A 23,113-nucleotide genomic window follows, 5' to 3' on the forward strand; every position below is an offset into this window, starting at 1 on the left:
AGCGTGAAGGGGCCGGTGACAGGCGATTCCGGGGCCGGGGGGAACAAGCGGGGGTGTCGCAAGGTTGGATTAGGCGACACCATGCCGGACGCCTATACTGGCGTGGTTAGGGGGGGAGTATCCCTTCGTGGCAGTCTCGTCATCACGGTGTTGCCTCGCTCCACGAGGCCCCCGGGGCTGTCGGTCCGTGATCGTCCACCGATTTCACATCGGCACGGTCTCATGCGGGCGGGAGAGACCTCCGGCAGTCAGTCGTGCGCGCCGCCGGAGGTTTATCAAACGTGAGTGTTCCTGTGTGGGCATGGTTCGCCGTCATCGGCGGCCTTCTCGTCGTCCTCGCCTTCGACCTGTGGATCGTCGATAGAGGCGAACCCCGAGAGTTCTCCTTCAAGCAGGCCGCGTTCTGGGTCGGCTTCTACGTCACGCTCGCGGTGATCTTCGGCATCATGCTGTTGATCGTCGCCGGTCCCACCCCCGGAGGCCAGTTCTTCGCCGGGTATCTCACCGAGTACAGCCTGAGCATCGACAACCTCTTCGTCTTCTACATCATCATGACCCGCTTCGCGGTGCCGAAGATGTACCAGCACAAGGTCCTCCTGATCGGCATCCTGATGGCGCTGGTCATGCGCGGCATCTTCATCGCGATCGGCGCCGCGGCCCTGGCCAACTTCGGCTGGCTGTTCTACGTCTTCGGCCTGTTCCTGATCTACACCGCGGTGCAGCTCGTCCGCCAGTTCGGCCAGGAGGAGTCGGTCGACGAGAACGCGGTCCTGCGGTGGGCCCGGCGGGTGCTGCCGCACACCGACGACTACGTGGGCTCCAAGATCATTGTAAAGGTCAACGGCAAGCGGATGGTCACCCCGCTGCTGATCGTCATGATCGCCATCGGCACCACCGACCTGCTGTTCGCGCTCGACTCGATCCCGGCGATCTTCGGCCTGACCACCGACGCCTTCATCGTCTTCACCGCGAACGCGTTCGCCCTCATGGGCCTGCGCCAGCTTTACTTCCTGCTGGGTGGCCTGCTCCAGCGACTGGTCTACCTCAGCTACGGTCTTGCGTTCATCCTTGGTTTCATCGGGGTTAAGCTGATCCTTGAGGCGCTGCACTCCAGCGGTGTCTCCTGGGCCCCCGAGGTGCCGATCTGGCTGTCCCTGTCGGTCATCGTCGTCACGATGATCGTCACCACCGTGATCAGCCTTGCGAAGGCCCGGCGTGACATCCGCGCGGGCAAGGAAAACACCACCCCGGCGAGTGTCGAGCAGGGCTAGCGAATCGGCGTGTGAGGCGCTTTGCTTGTCTCATTGCGCCTTATAAGGGCTAAGAGATGGGTAACATCCTGCCCCAGAGCGGGTAGACATACCGGTCTAATGCCGCAAGACATCACAAAGGTTCCCTGTGTCCCACGATTCAGCAAGCCGCATGCCAGGTCCGCTGGGCCTGGCACGTGGCGTCTCCCCGTGGTTGCTCCCGACCGTGGCCGCCGCCGCCGTGACCTCCCTGCTCAGCCGCCGTGACCGGCGCTGGGCGCTGGCGGCGGTCCCGCTGACCGCGCTCACCGGTGGGATGCTCTGGTTCTTCCGCGATCCAGATCGCACTCCGGGCACCGGGCGGATCCTGTCGCCCGCGGACGGCGTGGTGCAGAGCATCGACCCGTGGCCGGACGGCCGCACCCGGGTCGCGATCTTCATGAGTCCGCTCGACGTGCACGTCAACCGGGCGCCGCTGGCCGGCACGGTCACCTCGATGGAGCACGTGTCCGGCGGGTACCTGCCCGCGTTCAACAAGGACAGCGACACCAACGAGCGGGTCGTCTGGCACCTGGACACCGCTCTCGGTGACATCGAGATGGTCCAGATCGCCGGCGCGGTCGCGCGCCGCATCGTGCCCTACGTGGCCGAGGGGGCGAAGGTGGCCAAGGCGGAGCGGATCGGCCTGATCCGGCTCGGCTCGCGGGTCGACCTCTACCTTCCCGAGGGAATCGCCCCGGCCGTCTCCGTGGGCCAGAAGACGGTCGCGGGGGTGACGAGTCTTGACCACGGCTGACGCGAGCTGGCCGATGGACGAGACGGACGACGAGCCACAAGGACCCGTGGGCAAGGCGTTCCGCCTGTCGGCCGCGGACTCCCTCTCCCTCGGCAACGCCCTCTGCGGCTTTCTCGCGGTCTGCGTGCTCGCCTGGTCGGCCATCAGCGCGCTGCAGCAGGACAAACCCTTCGCGGCCGACCCTCGGTTCTTCGGCACCGCCGTGGTGCTCCTGCTGATCGGTGCCACCTGCGACCTGTTCGACGGCCTGGTGGCCAGGAAGTTCCGCGCCTCGGCCATGGGCGCCGAGCTGGACAACCTCGCCGACGTGATCAGCTTCGGCTTCGCACCCGCCTTCATGGTGGTCATCTGGGCGGGGTTCAATCAGCAGATCCCTTTTCTGCTGGTGATGGCCGCGGCGTCGTCGGTGCTGCTGGCCGGGGTCGTCCGGCTCGCGCGCTTCGCCTGCGTGAAGACCAAGAGCGGCGACTTCATGGGGCTGCCCATCCCGATGGGCGCGATGACCGTGGTCTCGGTCGTGCTGCTGTTCCCCCCGTCGATCTGGACGATCCTGCCCGTCTTCGGGGTGGCATACCTGATGGTGAGCCGGATCGAGTACCCCAAGCCCAAGGGCAACCTGGCCGCCGCCGTGCTCGCCTGGATGATGATCAATGTTGCCTGCCTGACCATCTGGGTCGCGGGTCTGGCCGGTGGCGACACGCTGATCAAGGTCGGGGCGGTCATGCAGATGACGATCGTGGCGGCCATCCCGCTGCGGGTCCTGATGTTCAAGCGGGAGAAGCGCAAGGAGCAGCGCAGGGCGTCCGCCGGGGTCGGCTGAGGCCGACCGCCCGGAGCGAGCCCTCGCCGGTTTCCCGATGGGGCGAGGGTGGCGGACGGTCGCGGATATGCCATGCCGAGATCCGTTCTTGCCCCGGAATGCCCCGATCCGCTTCCCCTGTCCGGCGCGGCTGCGTTCAATTGCCTCATGGCACCCGAGCCGCATGAGCACACGCGCACCTACTTCCTCGGCATGCTCGCCCGCGAGCTGGAGCTGAGAGGCATGTGCGTGACGCTCAGGCGGAACCCGCCGTCGCTGCGGGTCACCGATCCGGAGGCGGCGATGTTCAGCGAGACCCTCGACTGCGTCCCGCTGGCCGAGGGCTGGTTCTACCGCTGGTCCTGGGGCGATCTGGTCGAGCGGGTGGAGGATCCGTCCAAGGCCGCGGATCGGATCCTCCGGGTCTTCGGCGGCTGACGCCCGCCTTCCGGCCGCGAACGGCTACCGGCCGCGTTCGGGCGGCGCGGGGCCGGTCGCGCCCGCGTCCGGCGGTACCGCGGAAACGGTCGCCCGGCCGCCTGCCGCGCCCGCGTCCGGTGGTATCGGGGAAGCGGTCGCCTGGCCGCCTGCCCTGCCCGGTGACATCGGGGAAACGGTTGCCCGGCCGCCCGTCACGCCCGCGTCCGGCGGTACCGGGGGAGGGGCGTGGCGCGCGGTGCGGGGGCCGCCATCCGGCCGCCCGCCACCGCCCGACGGGGTGTCACCGGCCCGTCACCAGCCGCGCTCGCGCCACTCGGGCAGTGAGGGGCGCTCGGCGCCGAGCGTGGTGTCCTTGCCGTGGCCCGGATAGACCCAGGTGTCGTCCGGCAGCCGGTCGAAGATCCGTTCCGACACGTCGGTGAAGAGCTGGGCGAAGCGCTCGGGATCCTTGTTGGTGTTGCCGACGCCGCCGGGGAAGAGCGAGTCGCCGGTGAACAGGTGGCCCGGGTGGTGCAGGGCGATCGAGCCGGGGGTGTGCCCGCGCAGGTGGATCACCTCCAGGCTGATCACGCCGACGGTGATCCCGTCGCCGTCCTCCACCTCCAGGTCCACCGGCACCGGCAACGCCCCCGCGTCGAGCGGGTGGGCGATCACCGAGGCGCCGGTCGCCCTGGCGACCTCCTCCAGGGCCTGCCAGTGGTCGCCGTGCTGGTGGGTGGTGACGATCTTGCTGATCGGCTGGTCGCCGATGAGCTCCAGCAGCCGGTCGGGCTCGGCGGCGGCGTCGATGAGCGCGCCGTCACCGGTCCGGGTGCACCGGATCAGGTAGGCGTTGTTGTCGAACGGGCCGACGGCCAGTTTGGCGATCGTCAGGGCGGGCAGCTCGCGCAGGTCGGCGGGGCCGCCGACCTGCACATCACCGGTGTACGTCACGGGTTCTCCTCGGACGGGGTCGCGGGAAGGCGGGGCGGCACTCGTCCCGCCCTCGTCACCATCATCATTCCGCCCGGCGGGCGGTGAGGGGCATAAGGGGGGTGTTCACGTCGTTGAAATCGTGGGCTACCTGCCATATCTGAGGGAAGTCCGTAGTCTGGAGGGGGCGGGAGAACGACTCCGGACGCCGGACCGGAAAATTGTCGGCCCCCCTCGCTAGTCTTCCCGCGACTGCTTCCAACCCTCTACCAACGACGTCGGGACTGCTGTGGCTGACCGCCTCATCGTGCGTGGTGCACGTGAACACAACCTCAAGGACGTCTCGCTGGACCTTCCGCGAGACTCTCTGATCGTCTTCACCGGGCTGTCCGGCTCGGGCAAGTCAAGCCTGGCCTTCGACACGATCTTCGCCGAAGGCCAGCGGCGCTATGTCGAATCGCTGTCGGCGTACGCGCGGCAGTTCCTCGGGCAGATGGACAAGCCCGATGTCGACTTCATCGAGGGGCTCTCGCCCGCGGTGTCGATCGACCAGAAGTCGACGAGCCGCAACCCCCGGTCCACCGTCGGCACGATCACCGAGGTGTACGACTACCTGCGCCTGCTCTGGGCGCGCATCGGCAAGCCGCACTGCCCGCAGTGCGGGCGGGCGATCGCCAGGCAGAGTCCCGAGCAGATCGTCGACCGGGTCATGGAGCTGGAGGAGGGCACCCGCTTCCAGGTGCTCGCCCCGGTGGTCCGCGGCCGCAAGGGCGAGTACGCCGAGCTGTTCAGCCAGCTCCAGGCCAAGGGTTTCGCCCGCGCCCGCGTCGACGGCACCGTGGTCAGGCTGGACGAGCCGCCGACGCTGAAGAAACAGGAAAAGCACGACATCGAGGTGATCGTCGACCGCCTGGCCGTGAAGGAGGGCGCGAGCAGCCGCCTGACCGGCTCCGTGGAGACCGCCCTGGGCCTGTCGGGCGGGACGATCACCCTGGAGTTCGTCGACCTGCCCGAGGACGACCCCAACCGCGAGCGCTTCTACTCGGAGCACCTCTACTGCCCCTACGACGACCTGTCGTTCGAGGAGCTGGAGCCCCGCTCGTTCTCGTTCAACTCGCCGTTCGGGGCCTGTCCCGAGTGCACGGGCCTGGGGGTGCGCATGGAGGTCGACCCCGACCTGATCGTGCCCGACCCCGAGAGGCCGCTGGGCGAGGGCGCGCTCTCCCCGTGGGCCGGGGGCCACACCAGCGACTACTTCGTACGCCTGGTCGAGGCGCTCGGCCTGACCATGGGGTTCGGTCTCGACACCCCGTGGGAGCGGCTCCCCAAGAAGGCGCAGAAGGCCCTGCTGTACGGCCACGACGAGCAGGTCCACGTCCGCTACAGCAACCGCTACGGCCGCGAGCGCTCCTACTACACCACCTTCGAGGGGGTCATCCCCTGGGTGCAGCGCCGCCACGGCGAGTCCGACAGCGACGGCATGCGCGAGAAGTACGAAGGCTACATGCGGGAGATCCCGTGCCCGGCCTGCGAGGGGGCGAGGCTCAAGCCGGTCTCGCTCGCCGTCACGGTCGACGACCGCTCGATCGCCGACGTCTCGTCGATGTCGATCGGCGACTGCGCGACGTTCCTCGCCGGGCTGAAGCTGTCCGACCGCGACATGCAGATCGCCGAGCGGGTGGTCAAGGAGATCAACGCCCGGATGGGCTTCCTGCTCGACGTGGGCCTCGACTACCTGACCATGGACCGGGCCTCCGGCACCCTCGCCGGTGGCGAGGCGCAGCGCATCCGGCTCGCCACCCAGATCGGCTCGGGCCTGGTCGGGGTGCTGTACGTGCTGGACGAGCCCTCCATCGGCCTGCACCAGCGTGACAACCAGCGGCTGCTGGAGACCCTGATCAGGCTGCGCGACATGGGCAACACGCTCATCGTGGTCGAGCACGACGAGGACACCATCGCCGCCGCCGACTGGGTGGTCGACATCGGCCCCGGGGCGGGGGAGCACGGCGGCCAGGTCGTCGTCTCCGGCACCGTGGCCGACCTGCTGGCCTCGGAAGACTCGATGACCGGCGCCTACCTGTCCGGCCGCAAGACGATCGCGATCCCCGCCGTCCGCCGCAAGCGCGACAAGAAGCGGCAGATCACCGTGAAGGGCGCCCGCGAGCACAACCTCAAGGGCGTCGACGTGGAGTTCCCCCTGGGGGTGCTGACCGCGGTCACCGGCGTCTCGGGGTCCGGCAAGTCCACCCTGGTCAACGACATCCTCTACAACGCGCTGGCCAAGGAGCTGAACGGCGCGCGCACCGTTCCCGGCCGCCACGCGCGGGTCAACGGGATGGACCTGGTCGACAAGGTCGTGCACGTCGACCAGTCGGCGATCGGCCGCACGCCCCGGTCCAACCCGGCGACCTACACCGGCGTCTTCGACAAGGTCCGCGACCTGTTCGCGCAGACCACCGAGGCCAAGGTCCGCGGCTACCAGAAGGGGCGGTTCAGCTTCAACGTCAAGGGGGGCCGGTGCGAGGCCTGCTCGGGAGACGGCACCCTCAAGATCGAGATGAACTTCCTGCCCGACGTCTACGTGCCCTGCGAGATCTGCCACGGGGCGCGCTACAACCGGGAGACCCTGGAGGTCCACTACAAGGGCAAGACGATCTCCGAGGTGCTCGACATGCCGATCGAGGAGGCCCTGGGCTTCTTCGACTCCATCCCGGCCATCAAGCGCTACCTCAAGACGCTCAACGACGTCGGCCTGGGGTACGTCAGGCTCGGCCAGCCCGCCACGACCCTGTCCGGCGGTGAGGCGCAGCGCGTCAAGCTCGCCTCCGAGCTGCAGCGCCGCTCCACCGGACGGACGATCTACGTGCTCGACGAGCCCACCACCGGCCTGCACTTCGAGGACATCCGCAGGCTGCTCGGCGTCCTGGGCAAGCTCGTCGACGGGGGCAACACGGTCATCGTCATCGAGCACAACCTCGACGTGATCAAGACCGCCGACTGGCTGATCGACATGGGCCCCGAGGGCGGCTCCCGGGGCGGCAGCGTGCTCGCCGTCGGCACGCCCGAGGAGGTCGCCCTGGTCGACGAGAGCCACACCGGCCGCTTCCTGCGCAAGATCCTCGGCAGCTGAGGGCCGGATTCCGGACCGGGTTCCCCCGTCAATACCCTTGACGCGGGAGCCCGGTTCCGACGGGGATGACATTGCGAGAAGGGCCGCGATGAGCACGCAGGAGACCTCTGCCATGCCCGCGCGCAGGCAGGTGATCGCCGCCGCGGGGGCCGTGGCGTGCGGGGCGGCGCTGACGGGGTGCGGCGGCGGGGAGTCCGCCGCGGCCGCCGTACCGCCGGGGATCAAGGGGAAGGTCATCGCGCGGACCGCCGACATCCCGGTGGGCGGCGGCAAGGTGATCGGCAAGTGGAAGATCGTGATCACCCAGCCGACCTCGGGGGTGTTCCGGGCGTTCACGGCGAGCTGCCCGCACCGGGGGTGCGCGGTCGGCAGGATCGGGGACGGCGTCATCCGCTGTCCCTGTCACGGCAGCGAGTTCGCCGTCGACTCGGGAAAGTGCCTCAAGGGCCCGGCGGAGGCGCCGCTGGCCCAGTACACCCTGAAGGTCGAGGGCGACGGGATCATCATGGTCTGACGGTCCGTGCCGCCCTCCTCCTCCGGGGAGGCACGGACTCGCCGGGCTCATCGGGGCCGGTTCGCCGGGTCCGAAGCCCGCGACGAGGGTTTCCGGGGGGATCCTCCGGATGGCCCCGGAAAGAGCGTCGAGGGCGTAATTCTTCACAGTCTCCTGACGTGTTGTACGGCATGCTGAACCGTCATCGGGGTGCCAGCCGTACCTGAAGATGATGATTCTGGAGGATATACATGACTGAGACGACGCGTCGTACGGTGATATTGAGCGCCGGTGGGGCCGGGATGGCCGCGGTGCTGACCGCGTGTGCGGGTTACGGAGAGCCGGCGGCGGACAGCGGGGACACGTCCTCGACCGCCGCCTCGCAGGCGCCGGAGGCGGCCGAGACGACCGCGGGTGCCGATTCGGGCGGCTCCGGGGCGAACGCCCTGGCCAAGACCGCGGACATCCCCGAGGGGGGCGGCAAGGTCTTCAAGGACGAGAAGATCGTGATCGTCCAGCCGGCCGCGGGCGAGTTCAAGGCGTTCAGCTCCGTCTGCACCCACCAGGGGTGTGACGTCGACAAGATCGCGGACGGCACCATCGACTGCCCGTGTCACGGCAGCAAGTTCAAGATCACTGACGGTTCCGTGGCGAACGGCCCGGCCACCAAGCCGCTGGAGGAGAAGGCGATCAAGGTGGACGGCGACTCCATCGTCCTCGCCTGAGCCCGGCCGCGAGCCCACCGCCGGGAGGAACGTTCCGGCGGGGGGCCGCGGGACGGCCGTACGGCGCCGGGCCGTCCGGCGGAGCGGCACGGCCGTCGGGTGGGGCCGTCCCGGCCCCGGGCCGGTGAGGAGGGCAGGGCCGCTGTGCTCGGTCCTGGCTTCCGGACGGGTGAAGGCCGGGCCGCCGTGCTCGGTCCCGGCTCCCGGACGGGGGGAAGGCCGGGCCGCCGTGTTCCGTCCCGGGCTGCTGGGGAGGCCCGGCCACGTGAAATGCGGAGCCCCGTCGTCTCCCGGCCGCGTGCCGTGCGGAAATCTGTAAGGAAAGCTGTCGGTCCGGGCCGATAGGCTTTCTGTGTGGCGAGATCTGTGGGTGGTCCGGCGAGTTTCCGGCCGAAGCCGGGGTCCATCCCCGAGTCCCCAGGCGTCTACCGGTTCAAGGACGCCGACGGCCGGGTCATCTATGTCGGCAAGGCCAAAAGCCTGCGTCAGCGGCTCAACTCCTACTTCGCCGACTTCGCGGGCCTGCATCCGCGCACCCAGACCATGCTCACGACCGCCGTGGACGTCGACTGGACGGTCGTCGGCACCGAGGTCGAGGCCCTCCAGCTCGAATACTCCTGGATCAAGGAGTACGACCCGCGGTTCAACGTCAAATACCGCGACGACAAGTCATACCCCTACCTCGCGGTCACCATGGGGGAGGAGTTCCCCAGGGTCCAGGTGCTGCGCGGCGCCAAGCGCAAGGGCACCCGCTACTTCGGCCCCTACTCCCACGCCTGGGCGATCAGGGAGACCGTCGACCTGCTATTGCGGGTCTTCCCGATCAGGAGCTGCTCGGGCGGGGTGTTCAGGCGGGCCGCGCAGATCGGCCGCCCCTGCCTGCTGGGCTACATCGACAAGTGCTCCGCCCCCTGCGTCGGCCGGGTCACCGCCGAGGAGCACCGGGAGCTGGCCGACGACTTCTGCGAGTTCATGGCGGGCAACACCGGCCGGTTCATCAAGCGGCTGGAGCGCGAGATGCGCGAGGCCGCCGTCGCGCAGGAGTACGAGCGGGCCGCCAGGCTGCGCGACGACATCCAGGCGTTGCAGCGGGCGATGGAGAAGCAGGCCGTGGTCCTCGGCGACAACACCGACTGCGACGTGGTCGCCCTGGCGGAGGATCCGCTGGAGGCCGCAGTCCAGGTGTTCTACGTCCGGAGCGGGCGCATCAGGGGCCAGCGCGGCTGGGTGGTCGACAAGGTCGAGGAGGCCACGCCGGGCGAGCTGGTCGAGCAGTTCCTCCTGCAGATGTACGGCGACGCGGCCGCCGAGGCGCTGCCCAGGGAGGTGCTGGTGCCCGTCCTGCCCCCCGACGCCGAGGCGGTCACCGAGCTGCTCTGCGAGCACCGCGGGGCGCGGGTGGAGATCAGGGTCCCCCAGCGCGGCGACAAGAGGTCGCTGATGGAGACCGTCGAGCGCAACGCCGTCGAGTCCCTGAAGCAGCACAAGCTGAGGCGGGCCAGCGACCTGACCGCGCGGAGCAGGGCGCTGCAGGAGGTCGCCGACGCCCTCGACCTCGACCAGGTGCCGCTCCGCATCGAGTGCTACGACGTCTCCCACATCCAGGGCACCGACGTGGTGGCCTCCATGGTGGTGTTCGAGGACGGCCTGGCCCGCAAGAGCGAATACCGCAGGTTCTCCGTGCGCTCCACCGAGGGTGACGTCGCCTCCATTTACGAGGTGATCTCCCGCCGGTTCAAGCGCTACCTGGAGGAGCGCTCCGCCACCGGGGAGCTCGACGCGGCCACCGGGGCCGATCCCGAAGAAGCGGAGGAAGGGCTGCGGACGCCGGGCGTCGATCCGGAGACCGGCAGGCCGCGCAAGTTCGCCTACCCGCCCAACCTGGTGGTCGTCGACGGCGGTCCCGCGCAGGCCGCAGCGGCCCGCAGGGCGCTCGACGAGCTCGGTGTGGACGACGTGGCGGTGTGCGGGCTGGCCAAGCGGCTGGAGGAGGTCTGGCTGCCCGGCGAGGACCTGCCGGTGATCCTCGCCCGCTCCAGCGAGGCCCTTTACCTTCTTCAGCGGGTGCGTGACGAGGCCCACCGCTTCGCCATCACCTACCATCGATCCAAGCGGTCGAAGAGCGTCAAGGAAAGCGCTCTGGACGAGGTCCCCGGTCTCGGCCCGGCCCGCAGGCAGGCGTTGATCAAGCATTTCGGATCGGTGAAACGGCTGCGGGAGGCGACCGCGGCGCAGATCTGCGAGGTTCCCGGGATCGGCCCCTCGACGGCCGAGACGATCGTGTCGGCCTTGAAGGGGCAGAACCCATGAGCGAAAGAGAGCCCGCGTTCGTCCTCGTCACCGGAATGTCGGGGGCGGGGCGGAGCACCGCCGCCAAGGCCCTGGAGGACCTGGGGTGGTTCGTCATCGACAACCTGCCGCCCGGGTTGCTGTTCGCCATGGCCGAGGAGGCGGGCCGGGTCAAGCTGGCCGCCGACAAGGTGGCCGCGGTGGTCGACGTGCGCAGCCTGGCCTTCACCAGCGACCTCAACAGCGCGATCGAGGAGCTGGAGGGGCGCGGAGTCGCCGTGCGCGTGGTGTTCCTGGAGGCCAGTGACGAGGAGCTGGTCCGCAGGTTCGAGAACGTCCGCCGCCCGCACCCGCTGCAGAGCGACGGCCGCCTGGTCGACGGGATCGCCCGCGAGCGCGGCATCCTGCGCGAGGTCAGGGCCAACGCCGATCTGGTGATCGACACCTCCAACCTCAACGTCCATGAGCTCCGCGGGAAGATCGTCGCCTTCTTCGGCGGCGAGGACCGCCCCGGCCTGCGGGTCAACGTCGTCTCCTTCGGCTACAAGTACGGCCTGCCCGTCGACGCGGACCTGGTCGTCGACTGCCGGTTCCTGCCCAACCCCCACTGGGTCCCCGAGCTTCGCCCCATGAACGGACTGGACGCTCCCGTACGGGAGTACGTTCTCAACCAAGCGGGTGCGAAGGAACTCCTCGACGCCTACGAGGAGGTGTTCGCCATCATCGCCTCCGGCTACACCCGCGAAGGCAAGAGCTACGCCACGCTCGCCGTCGGCTGCACCGGCGGCAAGCATCGCAGCGTCGCCATGGCCGAGCAGATCGGTGGCCGGCTGCGCGATAGGGGTGGCATGGAGGTGCAGGTGAGCCATCGGGATGTGGGCCGGGAGTGAACGAGGGTCTCAAGATCGTCGCGCTGGGTGGGGGACACGGGCTGTACGCCTCGCTGTCGGCGTTGCGGAGGGTCACCTCCCGGCTTACGGCGGTGGTCACCGTCGCCGACGACGGAGGGTCGAGCGGCCGTCTCCGCCGCGAGCTCGGCGTGCTTCCCCCCGGAGACCTGAGGATGGCCCTGGCCGCGCTGTGCGGTGACGACGAGTGGGGGCGGACCTGGAGCGAGGTCGTCCAGCACCGCTTCCGCAGCGAGGGCGACCTGCACGGCCACGCGATCGGCAACCTGCTGATCGTGGCGCTGTGGGAGCGGCTCGGCGACACGGTCTCCGGGCTCGACTGGCTCGGGCGGCTGCTCGGCGCGCACGGGCGGGTGCTGCCGATGTCCTCGGTGCCGCTCGACATCGCCGCCGAGGTCGAGCTGGACGGCGAGGTGAGCACGGTACGCGGTCAGGTGGCCTGCGCGCTCACCCCCGGCAGGGTCCGGGCCATCTCGCTGCTGCCCGAGGACCCGCCGGCGTGCCCCGAGGCCGTCCAGGCGGTCCTCGACGCCGACTGGGTGGTGTTCGGCCCCGGCTCCTGGTTCACCAGCGTGCTGCCCCACCTGAAGGTGCCCGAGCTGGCCGAGGCGCTGCACGCCACCCGCGCCCGCCGCCTGGTCGCGCTGAACCTCGCCCCGCAGGCGGGGGAGACCGACGGCTTCTCCCCCCAGAAGCATCTGGAGGTGCTGCGCCAGCACGCGCCCTCCCTGGAGATCGACGTCGTCGTCGCCGACACCGGGGTGATCGACGACCGCGACGAGCTGGAGAAGGCCGCGGCCGATCTCGGCGGGAGGCTGGTCCTCGCCTCCGTGGCGGACGAGGACGGCTCCCCGCGACACGATGCACAACGTCTTGCCTCCGTCCTGGACGAGATTTTCCGTGAGAAGCGTTGATCCTGGTCAGCGGTGCTCAGGAGTGCGAGAAACTTCTGTGAGCCCGATTTATCTCGGGCCGCATGGGGTCTGTATGGGGGAGGACGAACGCGCATGGCGATGACAGGTGTGGTCAAGGACGAGCTGAGCAGGCTTCCGGTCCTGAAGCCTTGCTGCCGTAAGGCCGAGGTGTCGACGCTGCTGCGGTTCGCGAGCGGGTTGCACCTGGTGAGCGGCCGGATCGTGATCGAGGCCGAGCTTGACACCAACGTCACCGCCCGGCGGCTGATCAAGGACATCGGTGAGGTCTTCGGGCACAAGGCGGAGGTGCTCGTCCTGGCCCCGGCCGGATTGCGCAAGGGTTCGCGCTACCTCGTGCGGGTCTACCGCGACGGGGAGGCGCTCGCCCGCCAGACCGGTCTGATCGACAACCACGGGCGCCCGGTCCGCGGCCTGCCCCGCCAGGTCGTCGCGGGGGCGACCTGTGACGCCGAGGCGGCCTGGCGGGGGGCGTTCCTGGCGCACGGCTCGCTGACCGAGCCGGGCCGTTCGATGTCGCTCGAGGTCACCTGTCCCGGGCCCGAGGCGGCGCTCGCACTGGTCGGTTCCGCGCGGCGGTTGAAGATCCACGCCAAGGCCAGGGAGGTGCGCGGCGTCGACCGGGTGGTGGTCCGTGACGGTGACGCCATCGGCGCGCTGCTGACCCGGCTGGGCGCCCACGACAGCGTGCTGGCCTGGGAGGAGCGGCGGATGCGCCGCGAGGTCCGTGCGACGGCCAACCGGCTGGCCAACTTCGACGACGCCAACCTGCGCCGTTCGGCCCGCGCCGCGGTCGCCGCGGGGGCCAGGGTCCAGCGGGCCCTGGAGATCCTCGGGGAGGAGGCCCCCGAGCATCTGGTGATCGCCGGCCGCCTGCGGGTGGAGCACAAGCAGGCGTCCCTGGAGGAGCTCGGCCAGCTCGCCGACCCGCCCCTGACCAAGGACGCGATCGCAGGTCGCATCCGCCGCCTGCTGGCCATGGCCGACAAGCGGGCCCAGGACATCGGCATTCCCAACACCGAGGCCAATCTCACCGTCGACATGCTGGCCCCGTAGGTCCTCTTCCGGGGCGTGCCGCCGGAAAGCCCCTCGGCTCAGGGCTGCTTTCTGGGCTTGAAGTAGTTCACGTCGGCGGCCTCGTCCGGCTGCGGGACGGACGAGGCGGCACGGGTGTCGTGGGCTTCACGGGCGCTCTTGACGCGCCTGTTCACGAAGCTGAAGCCCGCGTAGGCGGCCACCACCCAGAACAGCAGCGACATGGGGTCGCTTCTGAGAGCGTCGGGGAAGGCGTTGAGGACCCGGACGACGGCGGAGCCGTAATCCTCGCCGGACAGCCGTACCCAGACGACGACGGCCCCGGCGACCTGGCCGAGCGCGGCGCCGACGAGGGAGAAGAAGGCGGCCAGCGGCGGCAGCACCGGGCTGGTCGGCCTGACCGCGATCATGGCGAGGCCGACGAGGAGACCGACGCCGATGGCGGCGAAGCCGATCTCGTACCCGCTGAAGGCGATGAGCGCGCCGTAGCCCGCGGCGCCGGCCACGGTGGCGAGGAGACCGGTGAGAATGCCTGGCAGGAGACCGTTCGCCAGGTGCGGATCGTTGTCTGTCATGGCAGGTCCTCGTGGGGTTGAGGGTATTTACAGTGACGAGTCGGGCACTTTACTTGAATGGTGCGATACCTGTTCGTGGGTTGGGGAATAACGAAGGCCCCCTCAAGTGGTCTAGGCCAATTTGGGTCCGATAAGGTTCGTGGTTGAGGTTTCAGCCCGCCCCAAGTCGCCGATCCCGAGAGACCGGCGCACCGACGTACGAGGAGATCGGCACCGTGACCATCCGCGTAGGCGTCAACGGATTTGGCCGCATCGGCCGCAACTTCTGGCGCGCGGTCGCTGCCAGCGGCAAGGACATCGAGATCGTCGCGGTCAACGACCTGACCGACAACGCCACGCTCGCCCACCTGCTGAAGTACGACAGCATCCTCGGCCGCCTGCCGTACGAGGTGAAGAGCACCGCCGACGAGATCATCGTGGACGGCAAGACGATCAAGGCGTTCGCCGAGCGTGACCCCGCCAAGCTGCCCTGGGGCGACCTGGGGGTGGACGTCGTCGTCGAGTCGACCGGCTTCTTCACCGACGCCAACAAGGCCCGCGTGCACGCCGAGAACGGCGCCAAGAAGGTCATCATCTCGGCTCCGGCCAAGAACGAGGACTTCACCGTCGTGATGGGCGTCAACCACGACAAGTACGACCCGGCCAACCACACGGTCATCTCCAACGCCTCCTGCACCACCAACTGCCTGGCGCCGATGGCCAAGGTCCTCAACGACACCTTCGGTATCGAGAAGGGTCTGATGACCACGATCCACGCCTACACGCAGGACCAGAACCTGCAGGACGCCCCGCACAGCGACCTGCGCCGCGCCCGCGCCGCCGCGATCAACATCGTGCCGACCTCGACCGGCGCCGCCAAGGCCATCGGCCTGGTGCTGCCCGAGCTCAAGGGCAAGCTCGACGGCTTCGCGCTGCGCGTGCCGATCCCCACGGGCTCGGCCACCGACCTCACCGTCGAGGTCGGCCGCGAGACCACCGTCGAGGAGGTCAACGCCGCCCTCAAGGCCGCCGCCGAGGGTGAGCTCAAGGGTTACCTCACCTACAACGAGGACCCGATCGTCTCCTCCGACATCGTGACCGACCCGGCGTCCTGCATCTTCGACGCGCCCCTCACCAAGGTGATCGGCAACCAGGTCAAGGTCGTCGGCTGGTACGACAACGAGTGGGGTTACTCCAACCGTCTCGTCGACCTCATCGAGCTGGTCGGCGCCGACCTCTGATGAAGGACATCTCCGAGTTCGACGTGGACGGCCGGCGCGTCCTGGTGCGCGCCGACCTCAACGTCCCCCTCGAGGGGGGCGTCATCACCGACGACGGCCGCATCCGCGCCTCGGTGCCGACGATCAAGGAGCTCGCGGGCAGGGGTGCCCGCGTGGTCGTCGTCGCGCACCTGGGACGCCCCAAGGGCAAGCCGAACCCGGAATACTCCCTGGCCCCCGTCGCGAAGCGGCTGGGTGAGCTCCTGGGCGCCGATGTCGCCTTCGCCACTGACGTGGTCGGCAAGTCCGCCCAGGACGTCGTGGAGGGCCTCCAGGACGGCCAGGTGGCCCTTCTGGAGAATCTGCGCTTCGAACCGGGCGAGGAGTCCAAGGACGACGAGGAGCGGGCCGCCTTCGCCACGAAGCTCGCCGCCTTCGCCGACGTCTACGTGGGCGACGGCTTCGGCGCGGTGCACCGCAAGCACGCCAGCGTCTACGACGTGCCCGGCCTGCTGCCGCACGCCGCGGGCCGGCTGGTCCTGGCCGAGGTCGAGGTGCTCAGGAAGCTGACCGACGAGACCGAGCGGCCGTACGTCGTGGTGCTCGGCGGTGCCAAGGTCTCCGACAAGCTCGGCGTCATCGGCAACCTGCTGACCAAGGTCGACCGCCTCCTCATCGGCGGCGGCATGGCCTACACCTTCCTGGCGGCCCAGGGCTACGAGGTCGGCGGGTCGTTGCTCCAGGAGGACCAGCTCGACAAGGTGCGCGGCTTCCTCGACGAGGCGGGCAGGCGCGGTGTGGAGATCGTCCTGCCGGTCGACGTGCTGGCGGCCGTGGAGTTCGCCGAGGACGCCGAGTACGAGGTGGTCGACGCCACCGCGATCCCGGCCGACCGCGAGGGGCTCGACATCGGCCCGCGCACCCGCGAGCTGTTCGCGGGCAAGCTGGCCGATGCCAGGACCGTGTTCTGGAACGGCCCGATGGGCGTCTTCGAGTTCGAGGCCTTCTCCGGCGGAACTCGCGCGGTCGCCGAGGCGTTGATCGCCTCGGAGGCCTTCACGGTCGTCGGCGGGGGAGACTCGGCCGCCGCCGTGCGCAGGCTCGGCCTGCCGGAGGACGGGTTCTCCCACATCTCCACCGGTGGCGGGGCCAGCCTCGAATACCTGGAGGGCAAGACCCTCCCCGGACTCGTGGCGCTGGAGCGGTAGAAGTGAATCCACGCGGTGAGCGGAGTGGCCGGTCGACGACCGATGCCGTCCGCGCAGTGAACAAGGAGTGGTGAGCGAACGATGAGCACACCTCGTAAGCCGCTCATGGCAGGCAACTGGAAGATGAACCTCAATCACCTTGAGGCCATCGCGCACACCCAGAAGCTCGCCTTCGCGCTGAACGACAGGGACTTCGACCGGGTCGAGGTGGCCGTGCTGCCGCCGTTCACCGACCTGCGCAGCGTGCAGACCCTGGTCGACGGCGACAAGCTGCGGATCGTCTACGGTGCGCAGGACCTGTCGCAGCACGACGGCGGCGCCTACACCGGTGAGATCTCCGGGGCCATGCTCGCCAAGCTCGGCTGCACCTTCGTCCTCGCGGGCCACTCCGAGCGCCGCCAGTACCACCGCGAGGACGACGACGTCGTCAACGCCAAGGTGCAGGCGGCCTACCGGCACTCGCTCACCCCCATCCTGTGCGTGGGGGAGGGCCTGGAGGTGCGCCGGGCCGGCGGCCAGGTGGCCCACAGCGTCGCGCAGCTCGACGGTGCGCTCCGCAAGGTCACCGCCGAGCAGGTCGCGTCCGTCGTGCTCGCCTACGAGCCGGTGTGGGCGATCGGCACCGGCGAGGTGGCCACCCCGGACGACGCGCAGGAGGTCTGCGGGGCACTCCGGGCGCGACTCGCCGAGCTGTACGACGCCGAAGTGGCCGCCGGTGTCCGTATCCTTTACGGTGGGTCGGTCAAGTCTGACAACATCGCGGGCATCATGGCGCAGCCTGATGTCGACGGTGCCCTGATCGGTGGCGCGAGCCTCGACCCCGGGGAGTTCGTCAAGGTTTGCCGTTTTGGCGAATTGTCGAGCTGACTGAGCCATTCGGTGGGTACGACTTGACAGCACGTCATACCCTCTTAGAGCAAGTTTGAATCGTCGCGCCTTCGGCGTACACAAGGGTCGTGCCCGGACGCGGGTCACGCGCACATAGGGAACAGGTCAACGGTGACAATCGGAATCTCCATCGCCCTCATCCTGTCGAGCTTGCTGATGATGCTGCTCGTCCTGCTCCACAAGGGCAAGGGCGGTGGTCTCTCGGATCTGTTCGGTGGCGGTTTCTCGTCGTCGTTCGGAGGCTCCTCCGTGGTGGAGCGCAACCTTGACAGGCTCACCGTCATCACCGGTGTCGTCTGGTTCGTCTGCATCATCGCGCTGGGCCTGCTTCTGCGGCCCTGATCCGGCTTCGACAGGCGTGACAGTGGTTCAGTCCCCGCATCCCCAAGCGGCGGGGCCATCGAGCAAGGAGTTCATCCGTGGGTAGTGGCAACGCGATCCGTGGCAGCCGTGTCGGTGCCGGCCCGATGGGGGAGGCGGAGCGCGGCGAGGCGGCCCCCCGTGTGCGGGTGCCTTTCTGGTGCGCGAACATGCATGAGACGCGCCCCAGTTTCGCCAGCGACGCGGCCGTTCCCGAGTTCTGGGACTGCCCCCGGTGTGGCCTCCCCGCCGGTCAGGACGAGGCCAACCCGCCCGCGCCGCCGCGCAACGAGCCTTACAAGACGCACCTCGCGTATGTGAAGGAACGCCGCAGCGACAAGGACGGCGCGCAGATCCTGGCCGAGGCCCTGGAGCGGCTGCGCTCCTCCTCGCGCCCGATCTACTAGCCGGGCTCTCGCGTACGGTCCGGCAGGACTGACACGCACGCCTGAAAGGCCCCCGAGGGAGACCCCCGCGGGGGCCTTTCGCGCGCCACGGCCTCGGAACTCATCGGGAGTCGCGGGGGCAGGGGTCCTGACCCTGATTCCACGGTGGCGATCCGGCTCCGCCGGCTCCCGGCCGCGTTCGCCGTCCTGGACGACGAAGCGCTCGATCCAGGACGGTACGGCCCGCGGCATCGGCGGGACGATCCCTCGCCGCCGCGCGATGCCACTCCGGCCTAGGGCCTGTGGGGTATGTCCGGCCTGTTGGGCATGTTCGGCATGTCCGACCTGTTGGAGGTGTCTCCCCGGTGAGGGACGTCTCTCCTCGGAGACATGCCGGGCATCCTCTTCGAGCCCACCGCCACGGCTCCCAGGCCGAGCAGGAGGATGACGATACCGGTGACGACGTTGTTCCAGATGCTTCCCCTCGTCGCCGAGCCGGTGATCCAGGGCGACACTATGGTCCAGATTCCGATGACCGGCACGACCCAGCTGATCCCGTACGTCCTGCCGTAGGCGGACGCGAGGGCGATGGCCAGGGCGGCGACCGCGATGCCGGTGACGATGTTGCTCACGGAGAGCCTGGACAGGCCGTTGAAACCGACCACCCAGGGAGAGATCGCCAGGTACAGGCCCGCCAGGAGGCCCAGTCCGTCGATGACCTGGGCTATCGAGCTGGAGCCCGCTCGTTCGTACCTTTCCCGCATTTCGATGAGATCGGGATGTTGTTCCAGGCTTGCAGGTCTCGTCATGACCCATTCCCCCTTACCGATTTCATGCAAATTCGATTTCCGGTGAAAGCGAATTTATGCTTGCATACCCGATATAAGCTCCAAACAGCCCAAAGTAGTACAAATCTAGCTAATGAAATCTTCGGGACACGGGGATCGGGCGCGTCCACCCCCCGCCGTGACCCCTCGTAGGGGTGGTGACCTGCGGTGATCGGTGTGATCGCGATGGGGGTGGTGGCGCGCGCCTTGGGTACAAAACGGGGCATACCCCCTCGCGGGAACAGGGAGAGCCGAGGGGAAAGCGAGGTTGCCCGGAGGTGACCTTATGGACGAGAAGACAGGAACGCATGATCATCCGAGGAGCGCGCTGAATCTGCGGCTTTTCCTGGCGATCTTCGGTCTGGTGGTGTGCGCGGCTCTGGCGATCCTCTCGGCGTGGGCCGGGATCACCGCGCTCGCCGTGAGCCTGGCCGTACTGGCGGCCGTCGCCGTCGTGGACATCATGGTGCTCACGATCCGGATCGCCCGCAGGCGCCGGAGTGGTGAACGACACACCCTGTTCGAATAGTTCGAATAGTTCGAACGGATCGCGTCCGGCCGCGTCAGGGGATCCGGCGGCCGGAGACGGCCGGGGCGTGAGAGGGAGGACGGGCGGGTGTGACGCGGAGCTCCCGGGGAGGGGCGCTCAGCCCAGGTTCGGCCCAGGTTCGGCCCCGGTTCAGTCCAGGCTCAGGCCAGGAGGAAGCGGGTGAGGACGGGGGCGAGGATCTTCGGGTCGACCACGTGCTCGTGCACGTCGATGACCAGACGCTCGGCGCCGGGGACGTGGGAGGTGATCACGTCGGCGGCCTGGCCGAAGAAGTCGACCCGCAGCCCGGCCATCTGGGGGGCGAGGCCCGCGCCGGTGGCCACCAGCGTCGGCTGGGTGATCGTCGCCAGCCGGGTGACGGGCGGGGGCCCGTCTCCCAGGCAGGCGGCGTCGTAGGCGAGGGTGTGCGCGAGGTCGCGCAGCGCCGGCCACATCGGGGAGGTGCTCGCCGCGGCGATGTCGTCGTCCGACGAACCCGCCAGCCGCATGAACAGCGAGAGCGCCTCCTCGACCCGCCCGTCGCCGAGCGCCGCCCGCAGCCGGGTGCGGTAGTCGCGCCACGTCTGGACGGCGTCGTCACCGATGCTGTAGGGCACGTCGTACACCGCGACCCTGCCGATCGGCAGCCCCGCCGCCGCGGCTTCCAGCGCGAGGGCGCCGCCGGAGGAGGCGCCGAACAGGTGCGCGGAACCGCCGGCCGCGGCGATCAACGCCCCGAGATCCTCGATCTCGCGTTCCAGCGCGTACGGCCGCGTGTCGCCACTTTCCCCCCGACCGCGGCGGCTGTAGTTGACGACCGTGAAATCCTCCGCCAGCTCCGGGACGAGGGGGCGTTCTCCGAGCCGTCGTCCGGGCCGCCACCCACCAGGATGACGGCCGGACCGCGGCCGGCCCGGTCATGGACGATCGGTGTGCCGTCACGCGATATCACCTGTGCCATGCCCTGACCGTAGCTTTGCCCACCGACAATGTTCCGCGTGCCGCGACGGTTCCCCGGATCGCCCCATGCGGTTCTGCGGCGACGCGATAACGAACGGTACGCCGGGACGTGTGCAGTCAGGAAGATCCGTAATATATGGGTTTTCCTGATACGCACGTGACACGGGGGTCACCAGTGACGACAAGCATGACCGGGCTCACACGCCGCCGGCTCCTCCAGGTGGGCGCCGGGGCCGTGCCCGCCTTCGCCCTGGGTACCGAGCCCGCTCGGGCGGCCGAGCCGCTCGTCAGCGGGGTCGTCCCGGCGGCGCTGAAGCGCTTCGACGACGTGATGAAGAAGTACATCACGGAGCGCGAGATCGGCTGCGCGCAGCTCGCGGTCGCGCGCAACGGCAAGATCCTGCTGGCGCGGGGGTACGGGACGTACTCGGTGCGCACCGTCGAGGGCCAGCCGGTCCTGGCGCGCGTGCAGCCGACCTCGCTGTTCCGCGTCGCCAGCCTGAGCAAGCACATCACGTCGGCCGCGATCATGCGGCTGGTCCAGGACGGCAAGCTCAGTCTCTCGGCCCCGGTCACCACGCTGCTCGGGCTCTCGGCGGCGGCCGACCCCAGGCTGGCCAAGGTGACCGTGCTGAGACTCATGCAGCACCTGGGCGGCTGGGACGCCGCCGTCTCCAAGGACCGGCTCTGGCTGGACCACACGATCTCCGCCGCGCTCGACGTGCCGCTGCCGATCAGCCACGCGGACATCATCCGCTACTCCACAGCCCGCCCCCTCGATTTCGAGCCCGGCTCCAAGATGGTCTACAGCAACTACGGCTACGCGCTGCTGGGGCGGATCATCGAGAAGGTCTCCGGCACGGACTACGAGTCGTACGTCAAGCAGAGGCTCCTCGCGCCCGCCGGGGTCACCCGGATGAGGCTCGGCCGCAGCCTGCGGCTGGGGTCGCCCACGAGCGAGGTGAACTACGTCTCGAAGTACACCAACAAGTCCGTCGTGGACGACTCCGGCACCGTCGTGCCGTACCCCTACGGCGGTTTCAACATGCCCAACCAGGACGCCAACGGCGGCTGGATCGCCTCGGCGGTCGACATGGTGAAGTTCGCCATGGTCTTCGACGCCGCCGGTCCGGTGCTGAACGCCGCCTCGATCGCCAAGATGTTCGCGAAGCCGGAGATCGGCGTCAACTCCGGCGGTTCCTGGTACGGCGGTGGCTGGTGGGTCCGGACCTCGGGCAGCAGCATCAACACCTGGCACTCGGGCTCGATGCCCGGCACGTTCACCTACCTGGCCCGGCTGAGCGGCGGGATCTCCTACTGCGCCACGTTCAACCGCCGAGAGGAGGAGGGCACGCCCGACTTCGGGGTGATCGACCCGCTCCTCAGCCAGACGGCCCGCGCGGTGACCTCGTGGCCGACGGCCGACCTCACCTCGAAGTACTTCTGAGCCTGGACTTCGAGGTTCTCCCGGAGCTCCCCGGGTGAGAGGCCGGGATCCCTTTTCCGGTCTCCCACCCGGGGTTCCGCTCCGGCGCTTTGCCCGGGGCTCCGCTCCGGTGCCTCATCGGTGAGGAGCCCGTTTCGGCGACGGGAGTCCATCTCGTCGCGGGGAGCCCGTCTCACCCCGATTGATCGTCCAGGGTGTGGGACAGGTAGCGGTCGGCGGATCGGCGGACGGCCCCGGCGCCGTCGGTGTGCACGATCCGCTTCCACCAGCCGCCGTAGACGCGTTCGAAGGAGTACGGCTCCAGCAGCGACAGGGCGCGGCGGATCGTGCCGGGGCGCTCGGGGATGAGGTTGGGGTAGCTGTACATGAAGCTGACCCAGCGGCGGTCCTGGACCACCTGGAGGATGTCGCCGGAGAACAGGGCGCCCCGGCCCTCCTCGCCGTCGCGCCAGTGCATGACCTGGCCGCCGTCGAAGTGGACGCCCGCGTTGATCAGTGTCAGCCCCTCGCGGATCTCGTGGGTGTCGCCCTCCCAGAACACGACGGAGTCGTCGGGGCGGCCCACCCAGTCGCGGTCGGCCGCGTGGATGTGGATCGGCGCGTCGAAGGCGTGCGCCCACTCCACCATCGAGCCGTAGAAGTGCGGGTGGCTGATCGCGATGGCGTCGATCCCGCCGAGCTCGGTGACCTGCTTGACCAGCTCGTCGTCGAGGTGGGTGACCATGTCCCACAGCACGTTGCCGCCGGGGGTGCGGACCAGTAGCGCCCGCTGGCCGATGGCGGTGGCGGGGTCGCTGCCGACCCCGACCACCCCGGTGCCCTCCTCGGCGATCAGCGGCCGGTGCCCGGTCGCGCGCAGCTTGTTCAGGGAGGTCCAGCGCTGCCCCTCCCAGCCGACGTACTGCCGCTCGTCCTCGCAGATCGGGCAGTTCTCCCGAGGTTCGGCGTACTGGACCCCGCAGGTGACACAGATGGGCAGATCGTTCACGGAATCTCCTCAGGTCGCGTTCGTTTCCCACCCTAA

The 23,113-nt window shown here is 69.1% G+C and carries 23 protein-coding genes; 18 read left to right on the forward strand and 5 right to left on the reverse strand.

All coding sequences use genetic code 11. The features are described 5' to 3' along the window. Positions 1-281 precede the first annotated feature (281 nt). The 4 genes from OG587_RS24080 (at position 282) to OG587_RS24095 (ending at position 3,283) form a co-directional block, all read left to right on the forward strand. Positions 282-1,271 (forward strand): TerC family protein, encoded by a 990-nt coding sequence (locus OG587_RS24080; protein WP_329079007.1) that lies wholly within the window; start codon positions 282-284, stop codon positions 1,269-1,271. 127 nt (positions 1,272-1,398) lie between these two features. Beyond that, positions 1,399-2,046, forward strand: a complete 648-nt coding sequence (locus OG587_RS24085; RefSeq protein WP_443075213.1) for a phosphatidylserine decarboxylase — start codon at positions 1,399-1,401, stop codon at positions 2,044-2,046. Next, a complete protein-coding gene (pssA, locus tag OG587_RS24090) occupies positions 2,033-2,866 on the forward strand; it encodes a CDP-diacylglycerol--serine O-phosphatidyltransferase (protein ID WP_329079011.1) in 834 nt (277 codons plus the stop codon). The genes OG587_RS24085 and pssA overlap by 14 nt, the downstream gene beginning before the upstream one ends. 147 nt (positions 2,867-3,013) lie before the next feature. Beyond that, positions 3,014-3,283 (forward strand): hypothetical protein, encoded by a 270-nt coding sequence (locus OG587_RS24095; RefSeq protein WP_329079013.1) that lies wholly within the window; start codon positions 3,014-3,016, stop codon positions 3,281-3,283. Between the two features lie 294 nt (positions 3,284-3,577). Here OG587_RS24095 and OG587_RS24100 read toward each other — a convergent pair whose 3' ends face one another. Continuing rightward, positions 3,578-4,219 (reverse strand): MBL fold metallo-hydrolase, encoded by a 642-nt coding sequence (locus OG587_RS24100; RefSeq protein WP_329079014.1) that lies wholly within the window; start codon positions 4,217-4,219, stop codon positions 3,578-3,580. Between the two features lie 268 nt (positions 4,220-4,487). On the opposite strand from OG587_RS24100, the gene uvrA reads away from it, so the two are divergent. The 7 genes from uvrA to whiA all read left to right on the forward strand — a co-directional run bounded on the left by uvrA (position 4,488) and on the right by whiA (position 13,731). After that, on the forward strand, positions 4,488-7,328 hold the full coding sequence (gene uvrA, locus OG587_RS24105) for an excinuclease ABC subunit UvrA (RefSeq protein WP_329079016.1): 2,841 nt from the start codon (positions 4,488-4,490) through the stop codon (positions 7,326-7,328). 88 nt (positions 7,329-7,416) lie between these two features. Next, entirely contained in the window at positions 7,417-7,842 is a 426-nt protein-coding gene (locus OG587_RS24110; RefSeq protein ID WP_329079018.1) for a Rieske (2Fe-2S) protein, read from the forward strand. Between the two features lie 230 nt (positions 7,843-8,072). Beyond that, positions 8,073-8,546: a Rieske (2Fe-2S) protein gene (locus OG587_RS24115; protein ID WP_329079020.1), complete on the forward strand. Its 474-nt coding sequence runs from the start codon at positions 8,073-8,075 to the stop codon at positions 8,544-8,546. 366 nt (positions 8,547-8,912) lie between these two features. Further along, positions 8,913-10,856 (forward strand): excinuclease ABC subunit UvrC, encoded by a 1,944-nt coding sequence (gene uvrC, locus OG587_RS24120; protein ID WP_329093992.1) that lies wholly within the window; start codon positions 8,913-8,915, stop codon positions 10,854-10,856. Beyond that, positions 10,853-11,725: an RNase adapter RapZ gene (gene rapZ, locus OG587_RS24125; protein WP_329079022.1), complete on the forward strand. Its 873-nt coding sequence runs from the start codon at positions 10,853-10,855 to the stop codon at positions 11,723-11,725. The genes uvrC and rapZ overlap by 4 nt, the downstream gene beginning before the upstream one ends. A gap of 14 nt (positions 11,726-11,739) precedes the next feature. Then, the gene (locus OG587_RS24130) at positions 11,740-12,657 is read left to right on the forward strand and encodes a gluconeogenesis factor YvcK family protein (RefSeq protein WP_329093993.1); all 918 of its coding nucleotides are present in this window, start codon (positions 11,740-11,742) and stop codon (positions 12,655-12,657) included. 93 nt (positions 12,658-12,750) lie between these two features. Beyond that, the gene (gene whiA / locus OG587_RS24135; RefSeq protein WP_329079024.1) at positions 12,751-13,731 is read left to right on the forward strand and encodes a DNA-binding protein WhiA; all 981 of its coding nucleotides are present in this window, start codon (positions 12,751-12,753) and stop codon (positions 13,729-13,731) included. A gap of 38 nt (positions 13,732-13,769) precedes the next feature. On the opposite strand, the gene OG587_RS24140 is transcribed toward whiA, so the two are convergent. After that, the gene (locus OG587_RS24140; RefSeq protein WP_329079025.1) at positions 13,770-14,285 is read right to left on the reverse strand and encodes a hypothetical protein; all 516 of its coding nucleotides are present in this window, start codon (positions 14,283-14,285) and stop codon (positions 13,770-13,772) included. A gap of 215 nt (positions 14,286-14,500) precedes the next feature. Here OG587_RS24140 and gap point away from each other — a divergent pair, with 215 nt between their 5' ends. The 5 genes from gap (at position 14,501) to OG587_RS24165 (ending at position 18,347) form a co-directional block, all read left to right on the forward strand. Next, on the forward strand, positions 14,501-15,505 hold the full coding sequence (gene gap, locus OG587_RS24145; RefSeq protein WP_329079027.1) for a type I glyceraldehyde-3-phosphate dehydrogenase: 1,005 nt from the start codon (positions 14,501-14,503) through the stop codon (positions 15,503-15,505). Then, on the forward strand, positions 15,505-16,692 hold the full coding sequence (locus OG587_RS24150) for a phosphoglycerate kinase (protein WP_329079029.1): 1,188 nt from the start codon (positions 15,505-15,507) through the stop codon (positions 16,690-16,692). Before gap ends, OG587_RS24150 begins: the two co-directional genes overlap by 1 nt. Positions 16,693-16,773: 81 nt before the next feature. After that, positions 16,774-17,559, forward strand: a complete 786-nt coding sequence (gene tpiA / locus OG587_RS24155; RefSeq protein WP_329079031.1) for a triose-phosphate isomerase — start codon at positions 16,774-16,776, stop codon at positions 17,557-17,559. A gap of 132 nt (positions 17,560-17,691) precedes the next feature. Beyond that, positions 17,692-17,922 carry a preprotein translocase subunit SecG gene (gene secG, locus OG587_RS24160; protein ID WP_030905020.1) on the forward strand — a complete coding sequence of 77 codons (231 nt, stop codon included), beginning with the start codon at positions 17,692-17,694 and terminating at the stop codon, positions 17,920-17,922. 77 nt (positions 17,923-17,999) lie between these two features. Beyond that, positions 18,000-18,347, forward strand: coding sequence for an RNA polymerase-binding protein RbpA (locus OG587_RS24165; RefSeq protein WP_012892502.1), 348 nt, complete (start codon positions 18,000-18,002; stop codon positions 18,345-18,347). 272 nt (positions 18,348-18,619) lie between these two features. Here OG587_RS24165 and OG587_RS24170 read toward each other — a convergent pair whose 3' ends face one another. Then, on the reverse strand, positions 18,620-19,135 hold the full coding sequence (locus OG587_RS24170; protein ID WP_329079042.1) for an SPW repeat protein: 516 nt from the start codon (positions 19,133-19,135) through the stop codon (positions 18,620-18,622). 304 nt (positions 19,136-19,439) lie between these two features. On the opposite strand from OG587_RS24170, the gene OG587_RS24175 reads away from it, so the two are divergent. Next, the gene (locus tag OG587_RS24175) at positions 19,440-19,682 is read left to right on the forward strand and encodes a DUF6343 family protein (RefSeq protein WP_329079044.1); all 243 of its coding nucleotides are present in this window, start codon (positions 19,440-19,442) and stop codon (positions 19,680-19,682) included. Positions 19,683-19,843: 161 nt separating this feature from the next. Here the strand turns inward: OG587_RS24175 and OG587_RS24180 are convergent, their stop codons facing one another. Beyond that, positions 19,844-20,518 carry an alpha/beta fold hydrolase gene (locus OG587_RS24180; protein WP_329093994.1) on the reverse strand — a complete coding sequence of 225 codons (675 nt, stop codon included), beginning with the start codon at positions 20,516-20,518 and terminating at the stop codon, positions 19,844-19,846. Between the two features lie 311 nt (positions 20,519-20,829). On the opposite strand from OG587_RS24180, the gene OG587_RS24185 reads away from it, so the two are divergent. Next, positions 20,830-22,089, forward strand: coding sequence for a serine hydrolase domain-containing protein (locus OG587_RS24185; protein ID WP_329079045.1), 1,260 nt, complete (start codon positions 20,830-20,832; stop codon positions 22,087-22,089). Between the two features lie 172 nt (positions 22,090-22,261). On the opposite strand, the gene OG587_RS24190 is transcribed toward OG587_RS24185, so the two are convergent. Continuing rightward, a complete protein-coding gene (locus tag OG587_RS24190) occupies positions 22,262-23,077 on the reverse strand; it encodes an MBL fold metallo-hydrolase (protein ID WP_329079046.1) in 816 nt (271 codons plus the stop codon). Positions 23,078-23,113: the final 36 nt, after the last annotated feature.

Source organism: Streptosporangium sp. NBC_01469 (genome assembly GCF_036227305.1).
In the GTDB taxonomy this organism is placed as follows: domain Bacteria; phylum Actinomycetota; class Actinomycetes; order Streptosporangiales; family Streptosporangiaceae; genus Streptosporangium.